The sequence below is a fragment of the Arthrobacter sp. Soil761 genome, from assembly GCF_001428325.1.
Taxonomy (GTDB): Bacteria; Actinomycetota; Actinomycetes; order Actinomycetales; family Micrococcaceae; genus Arthrobacter.
This window is the reverse complement of record NZ_LMSF01000012.1, coordinates 425,843-446,355: the sequence shown is the minus strand read 5'-3', so window position 1 is coordinate 446,355 and position 20,513 is coordinate 425,843. Positions and strand designations below refer to the sequence as shown.

The 20,513-nt window shown below is 67.0% G+C and carries 16 protein-coding genes; 7 read left to right on the top strand and 9 right to left on the bottom strand.

The window, feature by feature from the left end:
- The first annotated feature begins 112 nt into the window (after window positions 1–112).
- From ASG79_RS10150 to ppsA, 4 genes are all read left to right on the top strand, one after another.
- A complete protein-coding gene (locus ASG79_RS10150; RefSeq protein WP_056390563.1) occupies window positions 113–2,044 on the top strand; it encodes a heavy metal translocating P-type ATPase in 1,932 nt (643 codons plus the stop codon).
- Between the two features lie 106 nt (window positions 2,045–2,150).
- Window positions 2,151–2,612 (top strand): universal stress protein, encoded by a 462-nt coding sequence (locus ASG79_RS10145; RefSeq protein WP_026265787.1) that lies wholly within the window; start codon window positions 2,151–2,153, stop codon window positions 2,610–2,612.
- A complete protein-coding gene (locus ASG79_RS10140; RefSeq protein WP_018769393.1) occupies window positions 2,609–5,164 on the top strand; it encodes a cation-translocating P-type ATPase in 2,556 nt (851 codons plus the stop codon). The genes ASG79_RS10145 and ASG79_RS10140 overlap by 4 nt, the downstream gene beginning before the upstream one ends.
- Before the next feature lie 48 nt (window positions 5,165–5,212).
- On the top strand, window positions 5,213–7,636 hold the full coding sequence (ppsA, locus tag ASG79_RS10135) for a phosphoenolpyruvate synthase (protein WP_056390559.1): 2,424 nt from the start codon (window positions 5,213–5,215) through the stop codon (window positions 7,634–7,636).
- Between the two features lie 122 nt (window positions 7,637–7,758).
- On the opposite strand, the gene ASG79_RS10130 is transcribed toward ppsA, so the two are convergent.
- From ASG79_RS10130 to ASG79_RS10115, 4 genes are all read right to left on the bottom strand, one after another.
- On the bottom strand, window positions 7,759–8,181 hold the full coding sequence (locus tag ASG79_RS10130) for an Hsp20/alpha crystallin family protein (RefSeq protein WP_018769391.1): 423 nt from the start codon (window positions 8,179–8,181) through the stop codon (window positions 7,759–7,761).
- A 13-nt stretch (window positions 8,182–8,194) separates the two neighbouring features.
- On the bottom strand, window positions 8,195–10,714 hold the full coding sequence (locus tag ASG79_RS10125; RefSeq protein ID WP_081620195.1) for a cation-translocating P-type ATPase: 2,520 nt from the start codon (window positions 10,712–10,714) through the stop codon (window positions 8,195–8,197).
- A 24-nt stretch (window positions 10,715–10,738) separates the two neighbouring features.
- A complete protein-coding gene (locus tag ASG79_RS10120) occupies window positions 10,739–11,605 on the bottom strand; it encodes a universal stress protein (protein ID WP_018769389.1) in 867 nt (288 codons plus the stop codon).
- A gap of 144 nt (window positions 11,606–11,749) precedes the next feature.
- Window positions 11,750–12,208 carry a pyridoxamine 5'-phosphate oxidase family protein gene (locus tag ASG79_RS10115; protein ID WP_018769388.1) on the bottom strand — a complete coding sequence of 153 codons (459 nt, stop codon included), beginning with the start codon at window positions 12,206–12,208 and terminating at the stop codon, window positions 11,750–11,752.
- A 240-nt stretch (window positions 12,209–12,448) separates the two neighbouring features.
- Between ASG79_RS10115 and ASG79_RS10110 the strand changes: the two genes are divergently transcribed.
- Window positions 12,449–14,131, top strand: coding sequence for a GAF domain-containing sensor histidine kinase (locus ASG79_RS10110; protein ID WP_056390557.1), 1,683 nt, complete (start codon window positions 12,449–12,451; stop codon window positions 14,129–14,131).
- A gap of 9 nt (window positions 14,132–14,140) precedes the next feature.
- Here ASG79_RS10110 and ASG79_RS10105 read toward each other — a convergent pair whose 3' ends face one another.
- A complete protein-coding gene (locus ASG79_RS10105) occupies window positions 14,141–14,812 on the bottom strand; it encodes a response regulator (protein WP_051081367.1) in 672 nt (223 codons plus the stop codon).
- 274 nt (window positions 14,813–15,086) lie between these two features.
- Between ASG79_RS10105 and ASG79_RS10100 the strand changes: the two genes are divergently transcribed.
- Window positions 15,087–15,575: a universal stress protein gene (locus tag ASG79_RS10100; RefSeq protein WP_056390555.1), complete on the top strand. Its 489-nt coding sequence runs from the start codon at window positions 15,087–15,089 to the stop codon at window positions 15,573–15,575.
- A gap of 57 nt (window positions 15,576–15,632) precedes the next feature.
- Here ASG79_RS10100 and ASG79_RS10095 read toward each other — a convergent pair whose 3' ends face one another.
- Genes ASG79_RS10095 through ASG79_RS10085 form a run of 3 tightly spaced genes read right to left on the bottom strand, consistent with a single transcriptional unit; the run spans window position 15,633 to window position 16,773 of the window.
- Window positions 15,633–16,163 (bottom strand): hemerythrin domain-containing protein, encoded by a 531-nt coding sequence (locus ASG79_RS10095; protein WP_056390552.1) that lies wholly within the window; start codon window positions 16,161–16,163, stop codon window positions 15,633–15,635.
- Complete coding sequence (locus tag ASG79_RS10090; RefSeq protein WP_018769383.1) at window positions 16,160–16,477, bottom strand: DUF3040 domain-containing protein; 318 nt, start codon at window positions 16,475–16,477, stop codon at window positions 16,160–16,162. Before ASG79_RS10090 ends, ASG79_RS10095 begins: the two co-directional genes overlap by 4 nt.
- A 38-nt stretch (window positions 16,478–16,515) precedes the next feature.
- Complete coding sequence (locus tag ASG79_RS10085) at window positions 16,516–16,773, bottom strand: SHOCT domain-containing protein (protein ID WP_082581719.1); 258 nt, start codon at window positions 16,771–16,773, stop codon at window positions 16,516–16,518.
- A 254-nt stretch (window positions 16,774–17,027) separates the two neighbouring features.
- Between ASG79_RS10085 and ASG79_RS10080 the strand changes: the two genes are divergently transcribed.
- Window positions 17,028–17,690 (top strand): hypothetical protein, encoded by a 663-nt coding sequence (locus ASG79_RS10080; protein ID WP_082581727.1) that lies wholly within the window; start codon window positions 17,028–17,030, stop codon window positions 17,688–17,690.
- On the opposite strand, the gene ASG79_RS10075 is transcribed toward ASG79_RS10080, so the two are convergent.
- A complete protein-coding gene (locus ASG79_RS10075; RefSeq protein WP_235509780.1) occupies window positions 17,687–20,503 on the bottom strand; it encodes an HAD-IC family P-type ATPase in 2,817 nt (938 codons plus the stop codon). The two genes, ASG79_RS10080 and ASG79_RS10075, sit on opposite strands and share 4 nt — an antisense overlap.
- Window positions 20,504–20,513 lie beyond the last annotated feature (10 nt).

Sequence of the window (20,513 nt, the reverse complement as noted above, 5' to 3'; positions counted from 1 at the left end):
CCAAAGGTCATGCCGCCGGCCGGGGCCTAATGCCCTAGCCGTACTGCCGGCATCAGGATAGTTTCAGTCTTATGTGTGAGGACCGCTACCGCCCATGTTGAAAGTGTCCTGAATGAGAAAGCAGGCCGTCCCGCCTGCGGCAACCGCCGGCAGCGTTGAGGTCGAGGAACGCGTCGGCTCGCCCGTGCAGAAGGTGTGGGGCTTCCTCCGGCGGTATCCCGTCGTCGCGCTGACCTGCCTGGTACTCCTTGCCGCCCTGGTGCTGCTGCAGTTTGGGCTGGAACTGCAGGTCCGCGTGCTCGCCTCGGCCTACGCTGCCATCATCGTGGTGGCGCGGGCGGCCGGCATGGTCCGGTCGTTGCGGGAGGGACGCTGGGGCATCGACCTGCTGGCCCTGATGGCGGTTGCAAGCACGGTGGCCGTCGGGGAGTACCTCGCGGCCCTGGTGGTGATCCTGATGCTCACCGGCGGGGAGGCACTGGAAAACTTTGCCCAGGGACGCGCCGCGCGTGAATTGCGGTCCCTGCTGGACCGGGCTCCCCGCTTTGCCCACAGGGAAAGTGCCGACACAGTCCTGGAGGACACCCCGATAGGCGAGGTGGTGCCCGGGGACGTGCTGGTGGTCCGCCCCTCCGAGCTGGTACCTGTTGACGGCGAACTCCTGTCCGATTCAGCAAGCATGGACGAATCATCGCTGACGGGGGAGAGCCTGCCGGTGGAGCGTAGCAAGGGGGAGCTGCTGCTGAGTGGTTCGGTGAACGGCGTGGCCGCCATCCGCATGCGGGCGGCGGCCACCGCGGCTGACTCCCAGTACAGCCGGATCATCGCCCTGGTGGAGGAAGCGTCCAACAGCCGTGCGCCGGTAGTCCGGCTCGCTGACCGCTACGCGGTGCCCTTTACCCTCCTCGCCCTGGCCATGGCCGGGGCCGGCTGGTTCCTGTCAGGTGAGCCGCTCCGCTTTGCCCAGGTGCTGGTGGTGGCCACCCCGTGCCCGCTCCTGATCGCAGCGCCGGTGGCATTCCTGGCTGGAACCAGCCAGGCCGCCCACAAGGGCATCATCATCAAGAACACCAGAAGCCTGGAGCAGCTTGCCAAGGCGCAGACAGCGGTGTTCGACAAGACTGGAACACTCACCTCCGGCCGCCCGGTCCTGGACGGGATCCAGGTGGCGCCGGGCCCGGGGGAAGCCCTTGGCAGCCGGAAGATCCTGCAGCTGGCGGCCTCCGCCGAGCAGTATTCCTCCCACGTGCTGGCAGCATCCGTGATCGAAGCCGCCAAGGAAGCGAACATTGAACTGCTGCAGGTGCAGCAGGCGACCGAAAACGCCACGCACGGGGTTGAAGCTGTCTGCGACGGCCAGCAGGTGGTGGTGGGAAAAGCCGCCCTGATCCGCAGTTCGGCCAGCGGATACCGGGAAGCAGCAGTCCAGAGTGGCCAGTTGGCAGTCCACGTGGCGGTCAACGGCGAGTACGCGGGTGCACTGATCATGAAGGACCCGTTGCGCCGCAACGCCGTGGCCACCCTGGCGCGCTTGCACAGGCTGGGCGTGCGGAACACCATGCTGCTGACCGGTGATGCCCACGCGACGGCTGCCCACATCGCCGAGGAAGCGGGAATGGGCCACGTCCAGGCCGAATGCCTTCCAGAGGACAAAGTCAACACGGTTGCGGCCATTTTGGAACGACCCGTCCTGATGGTGGGTGACGGCGTCAACGATGCCCCGGTCCTTGCCGCCGCCGACGTTGGGATCGCCATGGGTGCCAAGGGGGCCACCGCGGCCAGCGAGTCCGCGGACGTGGTGATCATGCTCGATGACCTGTCCAAGGTGGCCCTGGCCGTGGCCATTGGAAAGCGGACCGTTGCTGTGGCCCTGGTAAGTATCTGGACTGGGATCGGGCTCAGCCTCATCCTGATGGCCATCGCCATGACGGGTTTCATTCCCGCTGTTGCCGGTGCCCTCCTGCAGGAGGTAGTTGACCTGGCCACCATCCTGAACGGACTCAGGGCATTGCGCGGAGCGGACGAGGCACGGCAACGCGGTTGATGCCGGCTTCCTTCCGCCAGGCCTGCCCGGAGCGGGAGGTGGTGTGGCCGCCGGGCATGACTTTTGGCCCTTCCCAGCGCCGCCCGCAGCCGGGATTGTGGTGTCCATGAACGCAGAAACAGGGGCCAAACCCGTCATTGTAGGTGTGGACGGATCCGAATACTCCTCCGCAGCCCTGCGCTATGCGGGCACGCTGGCAGCCCGCCTGGGCACGCGGCTGGAAGTCATTTCATGCGTCGGAATGCCGGACTACCTGGTGATGTCCCGCCTGGAAGGGGCGGACCGGCAGTTCACCGCCAGGCTTGAGGACGCCGCCGGCCGCCTGGTCGAAGATGCTCTGGGCCGGGCCTTCTCCGGGGAACGGCCCGAAAACATCGACGTGACCATCAAGTTCGGCCCTCCGGCGAAAGTGCTGGTGGAGGAGAGCCGCCGCGCGCAGATGCTGGTTGTTGGAAGGCATGGCGAAGGCGGCCTGCTTAAGTCGTCCATGGGATCGGTGAGCAAGGCGTGCGCGGCCCACTCAACCTGCCCGGTGCTCCTGGTGGGCCAGGAGGCGGACGCTGTGTGAGGACTGCGGAGGGCCTGAGCTCCGAACGGGCAGCGCAGCTCCTGAAGCAGGCGGGCCCCAACCAGCTCCCGGCGGAGAAACCCGTCCCGCAATGGCGAAAGCTGTGGGGGGAGATGACGCACTTCTTCGCCCTCATGCTGTGGTGCGCCGCCGCGCTGGCATTCGTTGCGGACATGCCGCAGCTGGCCGTGGCGATCATCGTCGTCGTCATTGTCAACGGGGTGTTCGCCCACATCCAGCAGGAACGCGCCCAGCATGCCGCCGCCAGGCTGCGCGGCCTGCTGCCCGCCGACGTGGTGGTGCGGCGGGACGGGACGGTGCGCAAGGTCCACGCCAGCGAGCTGGTGGTTGACGACGTGGTGCTGCTCAGTGCCGGTGACCGTGTGCCTGCAGACATGGTCCTGCTGTCAGCATCGGCCTGCGAAATGGATGAATCCATGCTGACGGGCGAAAGCGAGCCAGTGCCGAAAGCCGCAGGTGACGCGGCGTGGGGCGGTACCTTCCTGGTCAACGGCTACGGAGAGGCCGCCGTGTCCGCCACGGGAGCCAGGACCAGGCTGGCCGGAATTGCCGCCCTCACCAGCGGAGCGGTTCCTCCTCCTACGCCGCTGTCCCTGGAACTGCGGCGGATTGTCCGCGTTACTGCGGGCATGGCGCTGGGTATCGCAGCGGTCTTCTTCCTGGCGTCGCTGCTGGTGGGCTTTCAGTGGCGGGATTCCTTCCTGTTCTCGATCGGCGTGGCCGTGGCCCTGGTCCCGGAAGGGCTCCTGCCCACTGTCACGCTGTCCCTGGCCATGGGCGCCCAGCGCATGGCGTCCCGCAACGGCCTGGTCCGCAACCTTGAAGCCGTGGAAACCCTGGGCTCAACCACCTTCATCTGCACCGACAAAACCGGGACCCTGACGCAGAACCGAATGAACGCCGTCGAGGTCTTCACCCTGGAAGGGGCCGTCCATGTGACGGGCCAGGGGTATGACCCGGACGCGCACATCGAGGGCCGGGGAACGGCCAGGGCGGCCCAGGCGGCGCTCGCCGCCCGCACCGCTTCACAGGGCAGGGCCGAGCTGCACGATGGACAGTGGCGTGCACAGGGTGACCCGATGGAAGCTGCCGTGGACGTGCTGGCCCGCCGGCTGACAGGCGCCGGGTCCGGGCCCGCGGCATCGCGCCGGCTGCCGTTCGATCCGGTGCGGCGCAGGGAGTCTGCCCTTGTGGGGCCCGAGCTGTTTTGCAAGGGTGCCCCCGAAACCGTGCTCCCACTGTGTGAATCCGTGCCGGGTCAGGTCAAGGAACAGGTAGAGGTGATGGCAACGCGTGGCCTGCGCGTCATTGCGGTGGCACGGCGGCGTCTCGCGGGAGCACCCGAAACCTGGCAGACCAGCCCTGCCGCAGAACTTGAAACGGACATGGAACTCCTGGGCCTGATCGGACTGCAGGATCCGCCCCGGCCGGATGTGGGCAACGTCATCCGAACGGCGCGGCAGGCGGGCCTGAAGGTCGCCATGATCACCGGCGACCACCCTGCCACGGCGGCAGCGATCGCCCGGCAGATCGGCCTTGCCGGAACGCCTGAATACGTGTTGGAAGGCGCAGACCTTCCGGCGGACGAGCAAATACTCGGCGCACTCCTGGACCGTGACGGAGTGGTGGTCAGCAGGGTCTCGCCCGAACAGAAGCTCCGCGTGGCCAAGGCGCTGCAGGCCCGTGGGCATGTGGTGGCCATGACCGGCGACGGCGTCAACGATGGCCCGGCCCTTCGCGAAGCCGACATCGGCGTGGCCATGGGGCGGAGCGGAACTGACGTGGCGCGGGAGGCAGCGGATTTGGTCCTTCTGGACGACCATTTCGCCACCATCGTGGCAGCCATCGAACAAGGAAGGGCAACCTACGCCAACATCCACCGGTTCCTCACCTACCATCTCACCGACAACGTGGCGGAGCTGACTCCCTTTGTCATCTGGGCGCTCTCCGGCGGCCACTTCCCGCTTGCCCTCGGTGTCCTTCAAATCCTTGCCCTGGACATTGGCACCGACCTGCTGCCCGCGCTGGCCCTTGGCGCCGAACCGCCCGGCCGGCGTGTTTTGGCGCGTCCGCCCGAACGCCGGCACCTGATGGACCGGCAACTGATCATCCGTGTCTTCTGCATCCTGGGTCCCACGGAGGCCGCCATGGAAATGGCCGTCTTCTCCGTTGTCCTCGCTGCCGGCGGGTGGATCCGGGGGCAGGTTCCCCAGCCCGGGCTCCTCATGGCTGCCTCCGGCGCCGCCTTTACCGCCGTGGTCCTGGGACAGCTGGCCAACGCCTTTGCCTGCCGGAGCGCCACCGTGCCGCCCTGGAAGCTGGGATGGGGTACCAACCGGCTTCTGGTATGGGCAGTTCTTGCGGAACTGGCCATCCTTGCGGTGTGCCTGTTCCTGCCCTACCTTGCAACGCTGTTGGGCCAGGCCCCGCCGCCTCCCCTGGGCTTCCTCCTGGCACTTCTCGCGGCCCCCGCTGTCCTTCTTGCAGACTGGATCCACAAAGCGGCCCGGGCGCGCCTGCGGCGGAGCTAGGACCAAAGACTCTGCCTGCCCCGGCGCCACCAAGGCCAGAATCGAGCCATGACCGCCGCTGCAGAAACGTCCCTGGCCGATGTCAGCGTCAAATGGCTTGAAGAAACCGGGATCGCGGACATCCCCTCCGTAGGGGGAAAGAACGCCTCCTTGGGGGAGTTGAGCCGTGCGCTGCAGCCGGCAGGAGTCCGGGTTCCGGAAGGGTTCGCCACCACGGCCACCGCCTACCGCGCTTTCCTTGCTGCCAACAGCCTGGAGCCCCGGATCAGGAAGCACATGGAGGACCACCGCGCCGGGGCAGCAACACTTCGGCAGGCCGGGGCGGCGATCCGCGAACTGTTCCTGCAGGCCACCTTCCCGGCGGACATCACTGCCGACATCCAGGAGCACTACCGGGCCCTCTGCCAGCGCACCGGGCAAGACCAAGTGGCCGTTGCGGTCCGCAGCAGTGCCACGGCCGAGGACCTCCCGGACGCCAGTTTCGCCGGCCAGCAGGAAACCTTCCTGAACGTGGCCGGGGAGCGCGCGGTCCTGGAGGCGTGCCGGCGCTGCTACGCCTCCCTGTTCACGGACCGTGCCATCAGCTACCGCGAAATGAAGGGTTACGACCACCTCGACGTTGCCCTGTCCGTTGGAGTGCAGCGCATGGTCCGCTCGGACCTTGGCGCATCAGGGGTGATGTTTTCGATCGACACGGAGTCCGGCTTTCCCGGCGTGGTGGTCATCAGCGCCGCCTGGGGGCTGGGGGAGACGGTGGTCCAGGGCACCATCAACCCGGACAAGTACCAGGTGTTCAAGCCGCTCCTTGCAGACCGGCGCTTCAGCCCCGTGATCGAGCGGCAAGTCGGTGCCAAGGAACGCAAAATGGTGTACAGCCGCGGTGGCGATGCCAGGACCATGATGGTGGAGACGACCGGGCGGGAGCAGAGCTCACGGGTACTGGATGACCGCGAGATTGTCCTGTTGGCCCGCTGGGCCGTCGCGGTGGAGGAACATTACGGCGTGCCCATGGATATGGAGTGGGCCAAGGACGGGGTCACCGGCGAACTCTTCATGGTGCAGGCACGGCCGGAGACCGTCCAGGCCCGCCGGAGCACATCAACTTTCCGGACCTACCACCTTGCAGGGCCCGGGAAGGTCCTGGTCACCGGCGCCGCCATCGGAGATTCGGTCGCGCGCGGGCAGGCGTGCGTGGTGCGGGATGCCAAGGACATCGAATCATTCGTGGACGGCTCCGTGCTGGTCACCCGGATGACGGACCCGGACTGGGTTCCCGTCATGAAGCGGGCCGCGGGCATCATCACGGACCACGGCGGCACAACCAGCCACGCCGCCATTGTCAGCCGCGAACTGGGCGTGCCCGCAGTGGTGGGAACGCGCAACGCCACAGAGGTCCTTCCCGACGGCGGCCAGGTCACCCTGTCCTGCGCGGAAGGCGAAGAGGGCCGCGTCTACGAAGGGCTGCTGGAGTTCTCCGTGGAGGACGTGGACATGCACGCCCTCCCGGCCACCCGCACGGACGTGATGATCAACATCGCCAGCCCGGCCGCCGCGTTCAAGTGGTGGCGGCTGCCTGCGGACGGCGTAGGCCTGGCCCGGATGGAGTTCATCATCAACAACCTGATCCGCATCCACCCCATGGCCCTGGTCCATCCGGAACGGGTGTCAGACCCCCAGGAGGCCGCGCTCATCCGGCAGCTCACCAGCGGCTACCAGGACCCGCAGGAGTACTTCATCGACGTGCTGGCCACGGGGATCGCCAAGATCGCCGCCCCCTTCCATCCCAAACCGGTGATCGTCCGGTTGAGCGACTTCAAGAGCAACGAGTACAGCCACCTGATCGGCGGCAGCGCTTTCGAACGTCCCGAGGAAAACCCCATGCTGGGGTTCCGCGGCGCCTCCCGCTACTACAGCAACGCCTACCGGGAAGGATTCGCGCTGGAGTGCAAGGCCCTCAAACGCGTCCGGGAGCAGGCCGGGTTCGGCAACGTGATTGTCATGGTCCCCTTCTGCCGCACCGTGCGGGAAGCGGACCAGGTCATCCAGGCCATGGAAGAGCACGGGCTGGTCCGCGGCGCCGAAGGGCTCCAGCTCTACATGATGTGTGAGATCCCATCCAACGTGGTCCTGGCAGAGGAATTCGCCAAGCGTTTTGACGGTTTTTCCATCGGTTCCAACGACCTCACCCAGCTGGTCCTGGGGGTGGACCGCGATTCGGAGGAACTAGCCGGGTTGTTCGATGAGCGGGATCCGGCAGTAATGTCCATGATTGCCCAGGCGATCAGCAAGGCCCATGCCGCCGGCATCAAGATCGGCATCTGTGGACAAGGGCCCAGCAACCATCCGGACCTTGCGGAGTTCCTGGTCAGCCAGGGGATCGATTCGGTGTCCCTGAACCCGGACACGTACGTGCGGACGCTTCCGGTTATTGCGGCAGCAGAGGCGCGGGCTGCCAACGAACAAGCCGTCTGACCCGCTGCCCAAGGCATACTGCGTGTCCCCGCGTACTGCCCTGGCGGCCACAGGAAAGTGCCTGGCACCCCAGGGGACAGTCTCCCCGGAAGCCAGGCACCGTCGTCGTACCGTGACTCTGCTCAGCCCCTGGTAATGGGGATCTTGGACGCCCCGGTTGCCTGCACCTGCTCCGGCATGGGAGCCCGCACTTCAAGGACCCCGTCCTTGTATGCAGCCGTTACGTCGTCTTGTTTCACCCCGGTGGGGAGGGGGATCCGCCGGACGAAGGAACCGTAGCGGAACTCGGACCGGTAGCTGTCCTTCTCCTTGTGTTCCTTCTTTTCCTGCCGTTCTCCCTTGATGGTCAGGACACCGTCCGTAACCGTCACGTCCACGTCCTTCTCCGGATCGATGCCGGGCAGCTCTGCCCGCACCACCAGCGTGTTGCCGTCCACCATCTCTTCGACCCTGATGGCGGAGGACCCCAGGTCACCCTCGAAAAGCCGTTCGATGACATCGATGGGGGAGCGGCGGTTATCAAACCATTTCATCAGGTCAGTCATTCTTGCCTCCTGCTCATGTGGAAGCCGGACCATCGCGTTGCCCGGCACTTCCACCATCCCCTTTCGATGAATCCGGCTCCAGAGGCAAAGGTCCCAGCCCCGTTCGGCCGTGACCCGCCGGTGGCCGGCGGGTCAGGCGGCCAACCAGTTCGATGGCCAGGCACCCTGCCAGGGCAACTGCAACCGAGACGGCCAGCAGTCCGGCGGGCGGCCACTCAACCCGGAAGAAGTCCTGCGTTAAGGGAACGCTGAACAACAGGACCAGCCCCGCGTACATCCCGGCAAGGATCAACACCTTGATCCGGTTGAGGGGGCGTGATGCCATCACCAGGATCCACGCGGCCACCAGGCCGAGTGTCACCGTTGCCGCGGACTGGGCGGACTCAAGGCTGTGGCCGCCCCACAACTGCCCGTACGCGCTGACCGCCAGGACACACAGGGCCGTGCAGATGCCTGCCGGGACCGCGAAGGCCAGGGCACGCCTCAGGAACCCGGGGGCATAACGCTGGCCGCCGGGCTGCAGGGCAAGGAAGAACGCCGGCAGGCCGATGGTCAGTCCGTCCAGTGCGGACAGCTGCCGGGGCAGGAACGGGAAGGCCAGCAACAGGACGCCGGTCACCACGGAGATGACCGTGGCGTAGACAGTCTTGCTCAGGAAGACCAGGGAGACGCGCTCAATGTTGCTGATGGCCCGGCGCCCCTCGTCCACCACCGCCGGCAGCCGTTCAAAGCGCCCGTCCAGGAGGACCATGCGGGCCACGGCCTTGGTCGCGGGGGAGGCCGAGTCCATGGCGATCCCCAGATCCGCATCCTTAAGTGCCAGGACGTCGTTCACCCCGTCCCCGGTCATTGCCACCGTGTGCCCCCGCCGCTTCAGGGCCTGGATCAGGTCCCGTTTCTGGGATGGGGTCACACTTCCAAAGAGGCTTTGCGACTCCACCGTTTCCTCCAGCAGCAGCGGATCCCGGGGAAGCGTGCGTGCGTCATAGGCAACCCCGGTTCCAAAACCCACCCCGCGCGCAAGCGCTGCCACGGTCCGGGGATCGTCACCGGAAATGATCTTGACGGTCACCCCCTGCCGGCGGAAGTAGTCGAGGGTGGAGGCGGCGTCCCGGCGGATGCTCTCCCGGAAGGTCAGCAGCATGACCGGCACCAGCCCGGACGGCAGGCCTGCCTCTTGGGGGCCCGGCGGCAGCGGCGCCGGGAGGTGCGCCAGAACCAGGGTCCGCAGGCCGGTGGAAGCGAGGGCCGCCGCCCTGGCGTGCGCATCAGCAGAGTCAGCGGACCCGAGGACCGTATCCGGCGCTCCCAGGATCCACGTCCCGGAGGCGGCGGAGCCCGGCGCGAACGTCACCGAACTCCACTTCCGGGCGGAGGAGAACGGGACGGAATCCTGCTCCTGCAGCGGAACCCGCACGGGAAAGGCCGCGCCGATGGCTGCAGCGGTGCTGCTGGCCTCAGCATTGGCACCAAACCATTCCACCGCCGGCCGCCACCCGGACGCAGGAACTGTTCCGGCCTCATGGACGGCGTCAAACACCACGGAGCCGGAGGACAGGGTGCCGGTTTTATCCAGGCAGAGGACATCCACCCGTGCCAATACCTCCACGGCGGCGAGTTCCTGGACCAGGACCTTCTGGCGAGCGAGCCGGAGGCCGCCCACGGCAAAGGCCACGCTTGTCATCAGGAGCAGGCCCAGGGGGATCATGGCCATGATCCCGGCAACAGCTCCCACGACGGCAGGTATCCACCGCCCCGATCCCATGGCTCCAGCCCATCCGCCCTGGTCCTGCATCTGCGCATTCGTGAGCAGCAGTGCGGTGGGCAGTAACAGCCAGGTGATGACGGTAAAGACTTTCTCCAGGCCCCTGCGGATCTCTGACCTGACAAGGGAGAACCGCCGTGCCTCGGCTGCCAGCCGGTAAGCGAAGGTGTCGGGTCCCACGCGGAGCACTCTGGCCCGGCCGCTGCCGGCGAGGATCAGCGAGCCGGACAGCAGCACGGCACCGCCGGCTTTGGGAACGGGTTCCGACTCGCCCGTCAGCAGGGATTCGTCCACCTCAAGCGGTGCCCCGCCAAGAAGCTCCAGGTCTGCCGTTACCTGGTCCCCGGCGTTGAGCACCACCAGGTCGTCAGGGACCAGTTCGTCCGAGGAGACGACTTCCCTGGCCCCGTTCCTGACCACCGTGTTCCGGGCGGCCTGCAGAATGGCAAGCTGGTCAAGGGAACGCTTTGCCCGGTACTCCTGGATGATCCCGATCAGCGAATTGCTGATGGCGGACAAGCCGAACAGCGCATCACGCCACTGGCCAAGGACCAGCAGGAGGATGAAGCAGCCTCCCACCACGCCGTTGAACAGGGTGAACACGTTCGCCTGGACAATCTCCCAGGCGCTCCTGCTGGTTGCCGTTGGCACGCTGTTGACACGGCCGGCGGCAGTGCGCTCCCGCACTTCTGCGGTGGAGAGTCCGTCCCGGGGATGGCTCACGTCCAGTCCCGGGACCGGTCTCCCGTTGTCCCCGGCGATTGTCATGATGTGGCCAGGCAGCTGACCCGGTCAGTCGGCGTGCTGCTGCTTGTGCACCCGGGTGATCACGGTGGGGCACGGCGGCTGCGACAGCACTGCGTGTGCCGTGGATCCCAGGACGAACCTTTCGAAGCCACCCTTTCCGCGGCTGCCCAGGACCAGCAGCCGGGCGCCGGATGCAGCACGGATCAGGGCGTCCGCCGGCTCAAGAACGGTCTCCATCCTGGTGTTGACCACGAGGTCCGGATAGTCCTGCCGGAGGCCCGCCTCAGTTTCGGCGAGCACGATCTGTTCCTCCTCGACGACGTGGGTGGCGAAACTGCTCTGCGGCAGCCCTGCCGCAATCCAGCGGTTGGGGCCGGTGAAGGCATATAGGACGGTCAGCTCCTCGCCCAGTGCGTCAGCCTCCGCGGCTGCAAAAGCCACTGCCTGTGTTGCTTCACGCGAGCCATCCACGCCCACCACGATGCCGCGGCCTGCCTCCTGGGCATCACCGATGACGGCCACCGGGCACTCCGCGGTGGCGGTGGCCTGGAGGGCCCGGTCCGTCAGGGCGCCGCGCGTGTGGCCGCTGGTGCCCAGGACGAGCATGGAGGCATTCCTGGAATAGTCGCCCAGGGCTGCCCCGATGCCTCCTTCGAGCAGTTGGAGGGTTACCTGCAGTCCGGGTTCGGCTGCGGTGGCTTTTTCACCGGCCTCCTTCAACAGCGCCAGCCCCGATTCACGCAGGACTTCAAGGTAGGGGAGCACTTCGGCGGCCATCCAGCGGTCGTCCACCACATTTACGACGGCGAGGGGGCACTTTAGCCTGTTGGCCCGGGCAGCTGCCCACAACAGGGCGGCGTTGGAGGCCGAAGTATTAGTGATGCCGACGGCGATTGGCTTGGCAGTTGCCATGGGGGACCATCCTTAGGGGGTGCTGGAGAAGGGGTGTGGTGCGGGCGTGGAGCGGAGCCGGATGACGTTGCCCTGACCGGCGTGCCTGATCCGCGTTGGCCTGATCAGCGTTGGCCAGTCGGCGCTGGGCTAGTGGGCGCTGGGTCAGTCGGCGCTGGGCTCCCGGGCCGGCCACCAATGGGTCGGCGCCGCGATGACGAACCTCCGGCCGCTGATATCCTGCGGCGTGATCCGGATCAGGACATTTTTTTGGCCGGGTTGCCAGGGGGACAAGCCCGCCTCCATGGCGTCCTGGACTTCCTCCGCATCGGTTACAACTTTGGCGTGCCCCTTGATGATGACGCTCCAGGCGATGGTGCCGTACTGGTTCATTCCGTCCGCCTCGACGGCTACCACTTTCCGGTCGGCAAGGGAGGCGAGCTTTGTTCCCTGGCCGGTACGAATGAGCAGTGTGCCGTTGGTGGGGACAAAATTCACCGGATAGTTTTCCACTGCGTCCCCCTCGGAGAAGGCGATCCTGCAGAGGGAAGTTGAACGAAGGTATCGCCAGCAATCGTGGACGCCGAGTTCCTTGATGTCAGGTTCTGTGGCTGCGGTATTCATGGCCGTAGCCTAGGACCGGCAAACCTCCCGGGGATAGGGAAGAAGGTCCCGCGCCAGCAAAGGCACCCATCCGGGACGGTCGGAGGTAATTTTCGCCTGGGCCTCCTAGAATTGTGCCGGTAGCGTCTTCATGCCCAAGTGAAGGCGGACTTGCGGCCCGGGGCAGGCATTTCCGTTCCGGACCCCCGGACCGCGCCAAGGACCCGCAGCGTGGCAGGTTCTTGCCGCAGGAGGTGGAACGTGAGCACTGAGAAGCCCTGGCGTCCGCCGACTAGGGACACCGTTGAAGACCTGCTGCGGGACTTTTCCGCCCGGGGCGACGAACAGCTGGATACCCAGGAACGCATCAACGCCCTGCTGGCGGCGGTGGTGGCCCTCGCCGAGGATCTGAGCCTTGAGGCCGTGCTTGACCGCCTGGTCCGTTCGGCCTGCGCCCTGGTCGGCGCACGGTACGGCGCTATGGGCGTCATTGGCGAAGACCGCACCCTGAGCCACTTCATCACGGTGGGTATTGATGAAGACGGAATCCGCTCCATTGGCGACCTGCCGACGGGGCACGGCGTACTTGGCCTGCTCATCCGCGAACCAAAGCCCTTGCGGCTCCATGACCTTGGCCGGCATCCCATTGCGTCCGGCTTCCCGCCGAACCACCCGCCCATGAAGACATTCCTTGGCGTGCCCGTCCGCGTCCGTGACGAGGTGTTCGGCAACCTCTACCTGACGGAAAAGCAAGGTGGCGAGGATTTCACCTCCGACGATGAGGACCTTGCCGTTGCCCTGGCGGCGGCGGCCGGCGTCGCGATCCAGAACGCGCGCCTCTTTGAAGACAGCGGGCGCCGGCAGAAGTGGCTGGAAGCAGGCATGGAGCTCAGCAGCAGATTGATCATGGCGTCCAGCCCCGGGGACGCGGATAACCTGGACGTCGTTGCCGACGCCGCTTTAAAGGTATCGGATGCGGCACTTGCAGTGGTGGCCGTGCCGGCGGGTGGAGGCGTGCTTCGATGCCGGTCCTGCCTTGGTGTGCAGGGTCTCCAGGCAGGCCAGGAATGGAGGGTCTCCCACTCCGTGTGGGACGTGATCGAGGGCGGCGGCTCCTTTGTGGCCAAGGACCCGCGGCAGGTCTTTGAGGCCGGAATGGCCGGGAAACTCGGATCCGTACTCGTGTGTTCCCTGGGGCATGGCAGCAGCGACAACGGCGTTCTCCTGCTGGCCCGCGCACACGCAACTGCCGCCTTCAACCAGGCGGACGCAGAGTCGGGTGCCATTTTCGGGAGCCGGATCGGGCTGGCGCTCGACCTGGCGCGCGTGAACGCACTGCGCGAACAAAACCTGCTGTTCACTGACCGGGAACGGATCGCGCGGGACCTGCACGACCTCGTCATCCAGCGCCTGTTTGCCGCAGGCCTGAGCATCCAAAGCCTGCGCCGCTACACCGTGGACCCGGTGGCGCACGAGCGCATCGCCGCCGTCACCACGGAACTCGATGAAACAATCCGCAAGCTGCGGGACACCATCTACTCGCTCCGGACGGCGGATGAGGAACGCGAACCGCTGACGGGCCGGATCCTGCGGGTGGTCCGGGAAAACTCGCGCAGCTACGCCCTGACCCCCAAGGTGGCCCTGGACGGCCCCGTGGACTCGATCCGGGAGGATGTGGCCGTCCATCTGCTGTCCGTGCTGTCGGAAGGACTCAGGAACGCGCTGCGGCATTCCGGCGCGGACGACGTGGAGGTCACGGTTGCGGTGGGCAAGGACCAGGTCCAGCTTCTCATCCGCGACAATGGCCGGGGCTTCGCCGACCCTGCCCGGGTGAGCGGCCTGGCGAACATGCGCCACCGGGCTGAGTTGTTGCAGGGCAGTTGCATCATTGAGAGCGGGCCAGGCAAGGGCACATCCGTGACATGGACCGCCCGGCTCACCTGACCTGCCGGCTCAGGCAGTGTCCGTGGAGCTCTTGGTGACGTAGACAGCGGCCTGCGTCCGGCGCTCGAAGCCCAGTTTTGCCAGGATCGATGAAACATAGTTCTTGACGGTTTTCTCGGCCAGGAACAGTTCGTCGCCGATTTGCCTGTTGGTCAGGCCCTGCCCGATCAGGGCCAGGACCTTCTTCTCCTGTGCGCTGAGGCCCTCCAGGCGGGGATCGGTGTGTGCCGTGGACAGTCCGGTAATGATCTGCTGCTCAACTCCCGGATCGAAGAGGGACTCGCCCGCAGCCGCCTTCCGGATTCCGGCCAGGAGGTCATCGCTCCTGATCTGTTTCAGGATGTATCCGGAGGCACCGGCCAGGACAGCGCCTCGAAGGGCCTGCTCGTCGTCGTAGCTGGTGAGTATCAGGCAGCGCAGGCGGGGGTCCAGGGAACGCACGTCCCGGCACACCTCGATTCCCGTGCCGTCGGGAAGCCTTCCGTCGAGGATGGCGATGTCGGGGTGCAGTGCGGGTATGCGGCGCGTGGCCTCGGCAGCCGAGCCGCTTTCGCCCACCACAAGGAACCCTTCGCCCTCCAGCAGGTCCTTCAACCCCTGCCGGACAAGTTCGTGGTCATCAAGGATGAACACCCGGACCTGCCCGGGAGATCCTGCCGCCTCAGACCCAGCTTCATGCATCTGCATTGATCGCTCCCAAATCTCCAGGACCAAATCCCGCATTCGTGCGGGGGCGGCCCCCGGGGAGGGCCTGAGCCCATTGTTCCCCAGGAGGCGTCCTGCCGGAAGGGACCTAAGTCCGCCGGCGATCCGCAGGGCGGCACCCGAAGTCTGGGCCCTGTTCCTGTCATGACCTTCGGCCCTACCCCTGAAAGCGCACTTGTTCCATTCTGGGGACGACGCTTGCAGGATGCCCGCAGGAGGGAATGCGGCAACAACAGTGAATGGAGCCGGCATGACTGCCCCTGAAACGTACCCCAGGATCATCGTTGGGGTGGATGGATCAGACGCCTCCATCGCCGCGCTCCGGGTGGCCCGGGCCATGGCGGAGCCCCTGTCAGCGACGGTTGAGGCCTGGGCCTGCTGGGACGTCCCGGCCGGCTACGGGGTTTACCTCGCCGTAGGGATCGAAGGGTTCAAGTACGCGGCCCACCAGGTCCTCCAGCAGGCACTGGAAGAAGCATTCGGGGAGCTGCCGGCCTTCGTGCATGCCCGCCTGGTACGGGGTAAGCCAGGGCCGGTACTCATCGACGCGAGCCGCAACGCCTCCTTGCTGATCGTGGGCAGGCGGGGACATGGGAGCTTTGTCCTTGGCTCCGTCAGTTCGACGTGCGTGAGCCATGCCCACTGTCCCGTGCTGGTGGTGCACGCCCCGGAGGCGGAAGGCGCGGGGGACACCGGCCAGGCAAGCGCCCTGACGGGGAGCCATGACCCGGCGGCCTGATTGCAGTCGCCCTGACTGACCGACCCGGCATCCCGCCGTCGTACGTGTCATCCCGCCCTAGTGGCTGTGATGGCCGTCCTCATGATGGTGTGCCGCGCCTTCCCCCACCAGTTCGTGAAGCCCTTCGACTGCCTGTGCGAGTGACAGGCCGGGGGATTGGATGATGAAGGGCATCAGGAGGCGGTTCTCCTTGTCCAGGTGCAGGGCGAAAATCCGTTGGATGGCCCCGGCGGCCACGGCGGCAGCAACGCCTTCGGCGGTCCTGAGCTCTTCAACCAGGCCCACGATGACCTGATGCTCGGCCAGCATGCCGTCCAACAGCAGCTTCGCTTCCGGCAGGCCGTGGGGCCCGCTGTACAGCGGCCCTTCTTCTGCCAGGGCGTGCGGCACCAGCACCGTGTCGCACCAGTCCAGCAACGCAGCCTGCGTTTCCTGTCCGGCGGCAGGGTCCCGTGCCTCCACGGCCTCCGTCAGCAGTCCCACCAGCGCGTTCAGTTGCCGCAGCATGTCGGCATGGTGGGCTTCCACCGCCTGCAGCGCACGCGCCTCGGAGCCGGCTTCCGTGCCGTTACCGCTGTTGGTGTTCATTCGTTGTTGCCTTCCAGTTGGGCGACGTGCCGGTGGTTGGCCCGCAAGGACCAGCGGAGGTCTTTGATGGCCCAGTACGCTCCGCCGTTCATGACGGCGAAGCCTGCGATGCCCAGGTAGGGCGCCCGGACCACCAGGCCAAGGAGCAGGACGCCCACGCCCGCCGCGAAAAGCAGGAGTCCGCGCCTGACGCGGGTGCGAAGCGACAGTACGAAGGCATCCCTTCCGAGCAGGGCCGCGAATCCGGGGTCTTCCTCCTCCAGGCCATGGCCGATCAGTTCGAGTTCGCGTTTTTCAAATTCAGAGAGCGGCACAGCTGCACCCACTATCCATTGCCTGCGGGAACCGGAACTCAGGTACCCGGCTGGCCGCGCAGGACGGCCAGCCTGTTCCGGTATTCCGCGACGTCGATCTCGCCGCGCGCGAAACGCTCGGCCAGTACGTCTTCTGCCGTTAGTGGCGACGGGGGCCGGGGTGCACCCGGGGAGGGAGCCCGCAGGGAACGGGCCAGCAGGACAATGCCGGTGATGATTGCTCCCCAGACCACCACCATGCTGATGCTCATCAGGACATAGCCCCACAGGCCCATGCCGTCGTTCCAGCCGTACACGTCACGACCTCCGCTGAAGTGGAGGCGGACGCCAGCCGTCCGCCTTCCCTTCCAGTATTGGTCTCTGCCGGTGTCCGGGGCAGAGCCATTAGTCCTGTTCCGGAGCCGGGTACCAGGCTCCGGTCCTCGGCCCCCGGTGCGGAACTTCCGCACCGGGGGCTTATGGCACTGGCGGTGGCGGCGCGGGCATGGTGAATCTGGATGAGCATCCGGTTCCGTTGCAGGAGAGTAAAGCGGAAAGGGAGGATGGCACCGTGGCCGTTGCGGACAGCACGTACGACGGCGGGACAGCCCGCCGTGCGTTCCTCACCCGTTGGGTGGGCTGGGCGACCCTGGGCGAGAGCTTGGGCTTCCTCGCCCCGGTCCTTGCGTGGTTTCTTGCGGCCACTGCCTGGCCGCGTGCGGAATTTGCACTCCTGGTACTGGCCGGCCTCGCCGAAGGAGCTGTCCTGGGATGGTTCCAGGTCCGCGTCCTGCGGAACCGGTTGCCGGGGATCTCCGCGGCCCGCTGGGTCCTGCTGACCGCGGTGGCCGCGGCATTCGCCTGGTCCGTGGGCATGCTGCCGTCCACCTTCGGGGAATGGCAGGACTGGCCGCTTCCGCTCCGGCTGACTGCGGGTGGCGCGGCGGCAATCCTGCTGCTCGGATCCATTGGCACTGCCCAGTGGTTTGAGCTGCGGCACCATGTCCGGCGGGCGTGGCCGTGGATCGCCGGCAACGCCGCGGCCTGGGCGGCGGGTCTTGCAGCGTTCATGCTGGTTGCCCCGCCTTTGTGGCAGCCGGACCAGCCTGCCTGGCTGATCGCGGTGATTGGCGTGGGGGCGGCGGTCCTCATGGCGGCAGTGATGGCCGTGGTCACAGGCCTGGTGTTGCTGCGCCTTATGCCGGATGCTGCAGCCGCGGGGGATGCGCACTAGAAGCCGCGGCGCCGCAAACGCTTGTCCACGGCGACTGCCACGGATGCGAGCAGGGCCAGGCCAAGGATCCGCAGCCACGCTTCGCCGCTGATGGGGGCGGTGTGGAAGAGCCCGTTCATCAGCGGCGCATACGTGAGTGCCAGTTGGCCGGCCGCCTGCACCGCGACGCCGACCAGGAGCCAGCGGTTGCTGAACGGGCTTATCCGCCACGCCGGCCGGGTCAGCGACCGGCAGCTGAAGAGGTAGGACACCTCCACGCCCACGAAAAGGTTCACGGCGGACGTCCGGGCCTGTGCAAGAGAGGCACCATCGGCCAATTCATGTTCGAAGAGCCACCATGCCCCGGCGACGAGGAGGGCCGAAACGAGCAGGATCCGCACGGTGAGCGCCCACGTCAGGAGGGGGCGGTCCGGCGGCCGTGGCGGCCTGGACATCAGTCCTGGTTCCTTTGGCTCAAAGGCAAGCATGAGTCCAAGGGCAACAGCGGTGGTCATATTGATCCAGAGGATCTGGGTGGGCAGGATGGGCAGCGTTGCGCCCAGCAGGATGGCCACGAGGATCACCAGCCCCTCGGCCATGTTGGTGGGCAGGGTCCAGACGATGAATTTGGTCAGGTTGTCGAAGACATTCCGGCCTTCTTCAACGGCGGCCTCAATGGTGGCAAAGTCGTCATCGGTGAGGACGATGTCCGATGCCTCCTTGGCCACCTCCGTTCCGGTGCGTCCCATCGAAATCCCGACATTCGCCTGCCGGAGGGCCGGTGCGTCGTTGACGCCATCCCCGGTCATGGCGGCCACGTGTCCGCGGGACTGCAGGGCCCCGATCAGGCGGAGTTTCTGTTCCGGCGAGACCCGGGCGAAAACCGTGGCCCGTTCCACGGCATCGGCGAACTGGTCAGGTGCAATGACGTCCAGCTCCGCGCCTGTCAGGGCTGTTCCGCTGTCATGGTCGGCGGCCAGGCCCACCGCCGCGGCAACGGTCACTGCAGTCCGCACGTGGTCTCCGGTGATCATCTTGACCGCCACGCCGGCACGCCGGCAGGCCGCCACTGCCGCCGCGGCCGCTTCCCGGGGAGGGTCGTGCATGGCCTGGAGCCCGGTCAGGGTCATCCGGCCCCGCAATTGGATGGCGGAGAGAGGCCGGCTGTCCGGGGGAAGGCGCATCATGGCCGTGGCCAGCACGCGGAGCCCGCTGTCCGCGAGCGCATGTGCGGCATTGAGCGCGGCCTGCCTGTGGAGGGGCCTGTTGGCACCGTACCTGTCCATTTCCGTGCCGCAGAGGTCAAGGACCCGTTCGGCGGCCCCTTTGACGAACACCACGCCGGCTCCGTGCGGAAGCGTGGAAAGGTGCAGGGTGGCCATGAACTGCCGCTCCGACGTGAACGGCAGTTCCTGCTTCCGCGGGTTGGCCGCCAGGAAGCCGGATACGTCCATCCCGCCCTTCCCTGCTGCCACCAGCATTGCGGCCTCCGTAGGGTCCCCCCGTACGTGCCACCCCTGCCCCTCCCTGCGGACGGTGGCGTCGTTGCAGGCTGCACCGCCCAGGAGGGACCACTGCAGCGCAGCGTCCCCGTCCGCCGGGTGCTCCGCTGAATCCGCCACGTGCTGCCGGCCGCCGGTGTGCTGTGCTGCCGACGGGGCGATGCGTCCCTCCGGTCCGTAGCCGGAACCCGTAACGTCATACGTCCCGGAAGGGGTCCAGAGTGCCCGGACTGTCATCTGGTTCTCGGTGAAGGTGCCCGTCTTGTCCGAGCAGATCACCGTGGTGCTGCCCAGCGTTTCCACCACCGGCAGCCGGCGGACCACGGCCCGGCGGCGCGCCATGCGGCGGACGCCAATGGCAAGCGTCACGGTGACGGCGGCAGGAAGGCCTTCGGGGATGGCTCCCACGGCCAGGGCGACGGCGGCAGTAAACATTTGCCCCGGCTGCTCGCCATGTGCCAGCCCGGCAAGGAAGGCCACGGCGGCGAGGGCCAGGATGGCTATGGTGAGCGTCGAGCTGAAGCGTGCCAGTTTGACCGTCAACGGCGTGGCCACCGGCCGGACCGTCCCCATGAGGCGGTGGATCTCGCCAAGTTCGGTTTCGCCGCCGATGGCGACGACGACCCCCGCACCCGTGCCGGCGGTCACCAGGGTGCCGCTGTACAGCATGTTCCTCCGGTCTGCCACCGGCGTGACCGGGGGCAGGACCACCTCGTCCTTGGGCACGGGGTCGGATTCTCCCGTCAGCGCGGATTCGTCCGCCCGTAAGGCGGACAGGCGCACCAGGCGGAGGTCAGCCGGTACCTTGTCGCCGGCCTCCAGCAGCACAAGGTCGCCGGGGACCAGGTCCTCGGATGGAACCTGCCTCCGTTCGCCGCCGCGCATGACGGTGGCGTGGGTGCGGACAAGCGAGTGAAGGGCGTCCAGGGCCGCTTCTGCCCGGACTTCCTGGACGAATCCGATCAGCGTGTTGACCAGCACTACGGCGAGGATGACGCCGGCGTCCAGGAACGCGCCAAGGACCACGGTGACGGCGGCGGCGGCCAACAGGACGTAGACCAGCGGGTTGTTGAACTGGCGCCCCAGCTTGCGGGCGATTCCCCCGCCCCTGGACCGGGGAAGCTCGTTCGCGCCAAACTGGGCGCGCCGGCGCGCTACCTCCGCCTGGCCAAGGCCCCTGGCCGCATCCGTTTCCAGCAGCAGGACGACCTCGTGGACCGGCAGCCCGTGGTGTGCCGGATCAGGGACAGCGTCCGGTTGGCGGCCGGTGGAGGATGGTTCCGGCCGCGGGGGCTGCACGTGCCCGCGTCGGGAGGGCCGGGTCTTCGCCATGGTGCCGCGG

Excerpts from the sequence above, each read along its gene's own strand:
- ASG79_RS10150 (WP_056390563.1), top strand. The coding sequence starts at position 113 with ATGAGAAAGCAGGCCGTCCCGCCTGCGGCAACCGCCGGCAGCGTTGAG.
- ASG79_RS10145 (WP_026265787.1), top strand. The coding sequence starts at position 2,151 with ATGAACGCAGAAACAGGGGCCAAACCCGTCATTGTAGGTGTGGACGGA.
- ppsA (WP_056390559.1), top strand. The coding sequence starts at position 5,213 with ATGACCGCCGCTGCAGAAACGTCCCTGGCCGATGTCAGCGTCAAATGG.
- ASG79_RS10130 (WP_018769391.1), bottom strand. The coding sequence starts at position 8,181 with ATGACTGACCTGATGAAATGGTTTGATAACCGCCGCTCCCCCATCGAT.
- ASG79_RS10125 (WP_081620195.1), bottom strand. The coding sequence starts at position 10,714 with ATGACAATCGCCGGGGACAACGGGAGACCGGTCCCGGGACTGGACGTG.
- ASG79_RS10120 (WP_018769389.1), bottom strand. The coding sequence starts at position 11,605 with ATGGCAACTGCCAAGCCAATCGCCGTCGGCATCACTAATACTTCGGCC.
- ASG79_RS10115 (WP_018769388.1), bottom strand. The coding sequence starts at position 12,208 with ATGAATACCGCAGCCACAGAACCTGACATCAAGGAACTCGGCGTCCAC.
- ASG79_RS10105 (WP_051081367.1), bottom strand. The coding sequence starts at position 14,812 with ATGCATGAAGCTGGGTCTGAGGCGGCAGGATCTCCCGGGCAGGTCCGG.
- ASG79_RS10100 (WP_056390555.1), top strand. The coding sequence starts at position 15,087 with ATGACTGCCCCTGAAACGTACCCCAGGATCATCGTTGGGGTGGATGGA.
- ASG79_RS10095 (WP_056390552.1), bottom strand. The coding sequence starts at position 16,163 with ATGAACACCAACAGCGGTAACGGCACGGAAGCCGGCTCCGAGGCGCGT.
- ASG79_RS10075 (WP_235509780.1), bottom strand. The coding sequence starts at position 20,503 with ATGGCGAAGACCCGGCCCTCCCGACGCGGGCACGTGCAGCCCCCGCGG.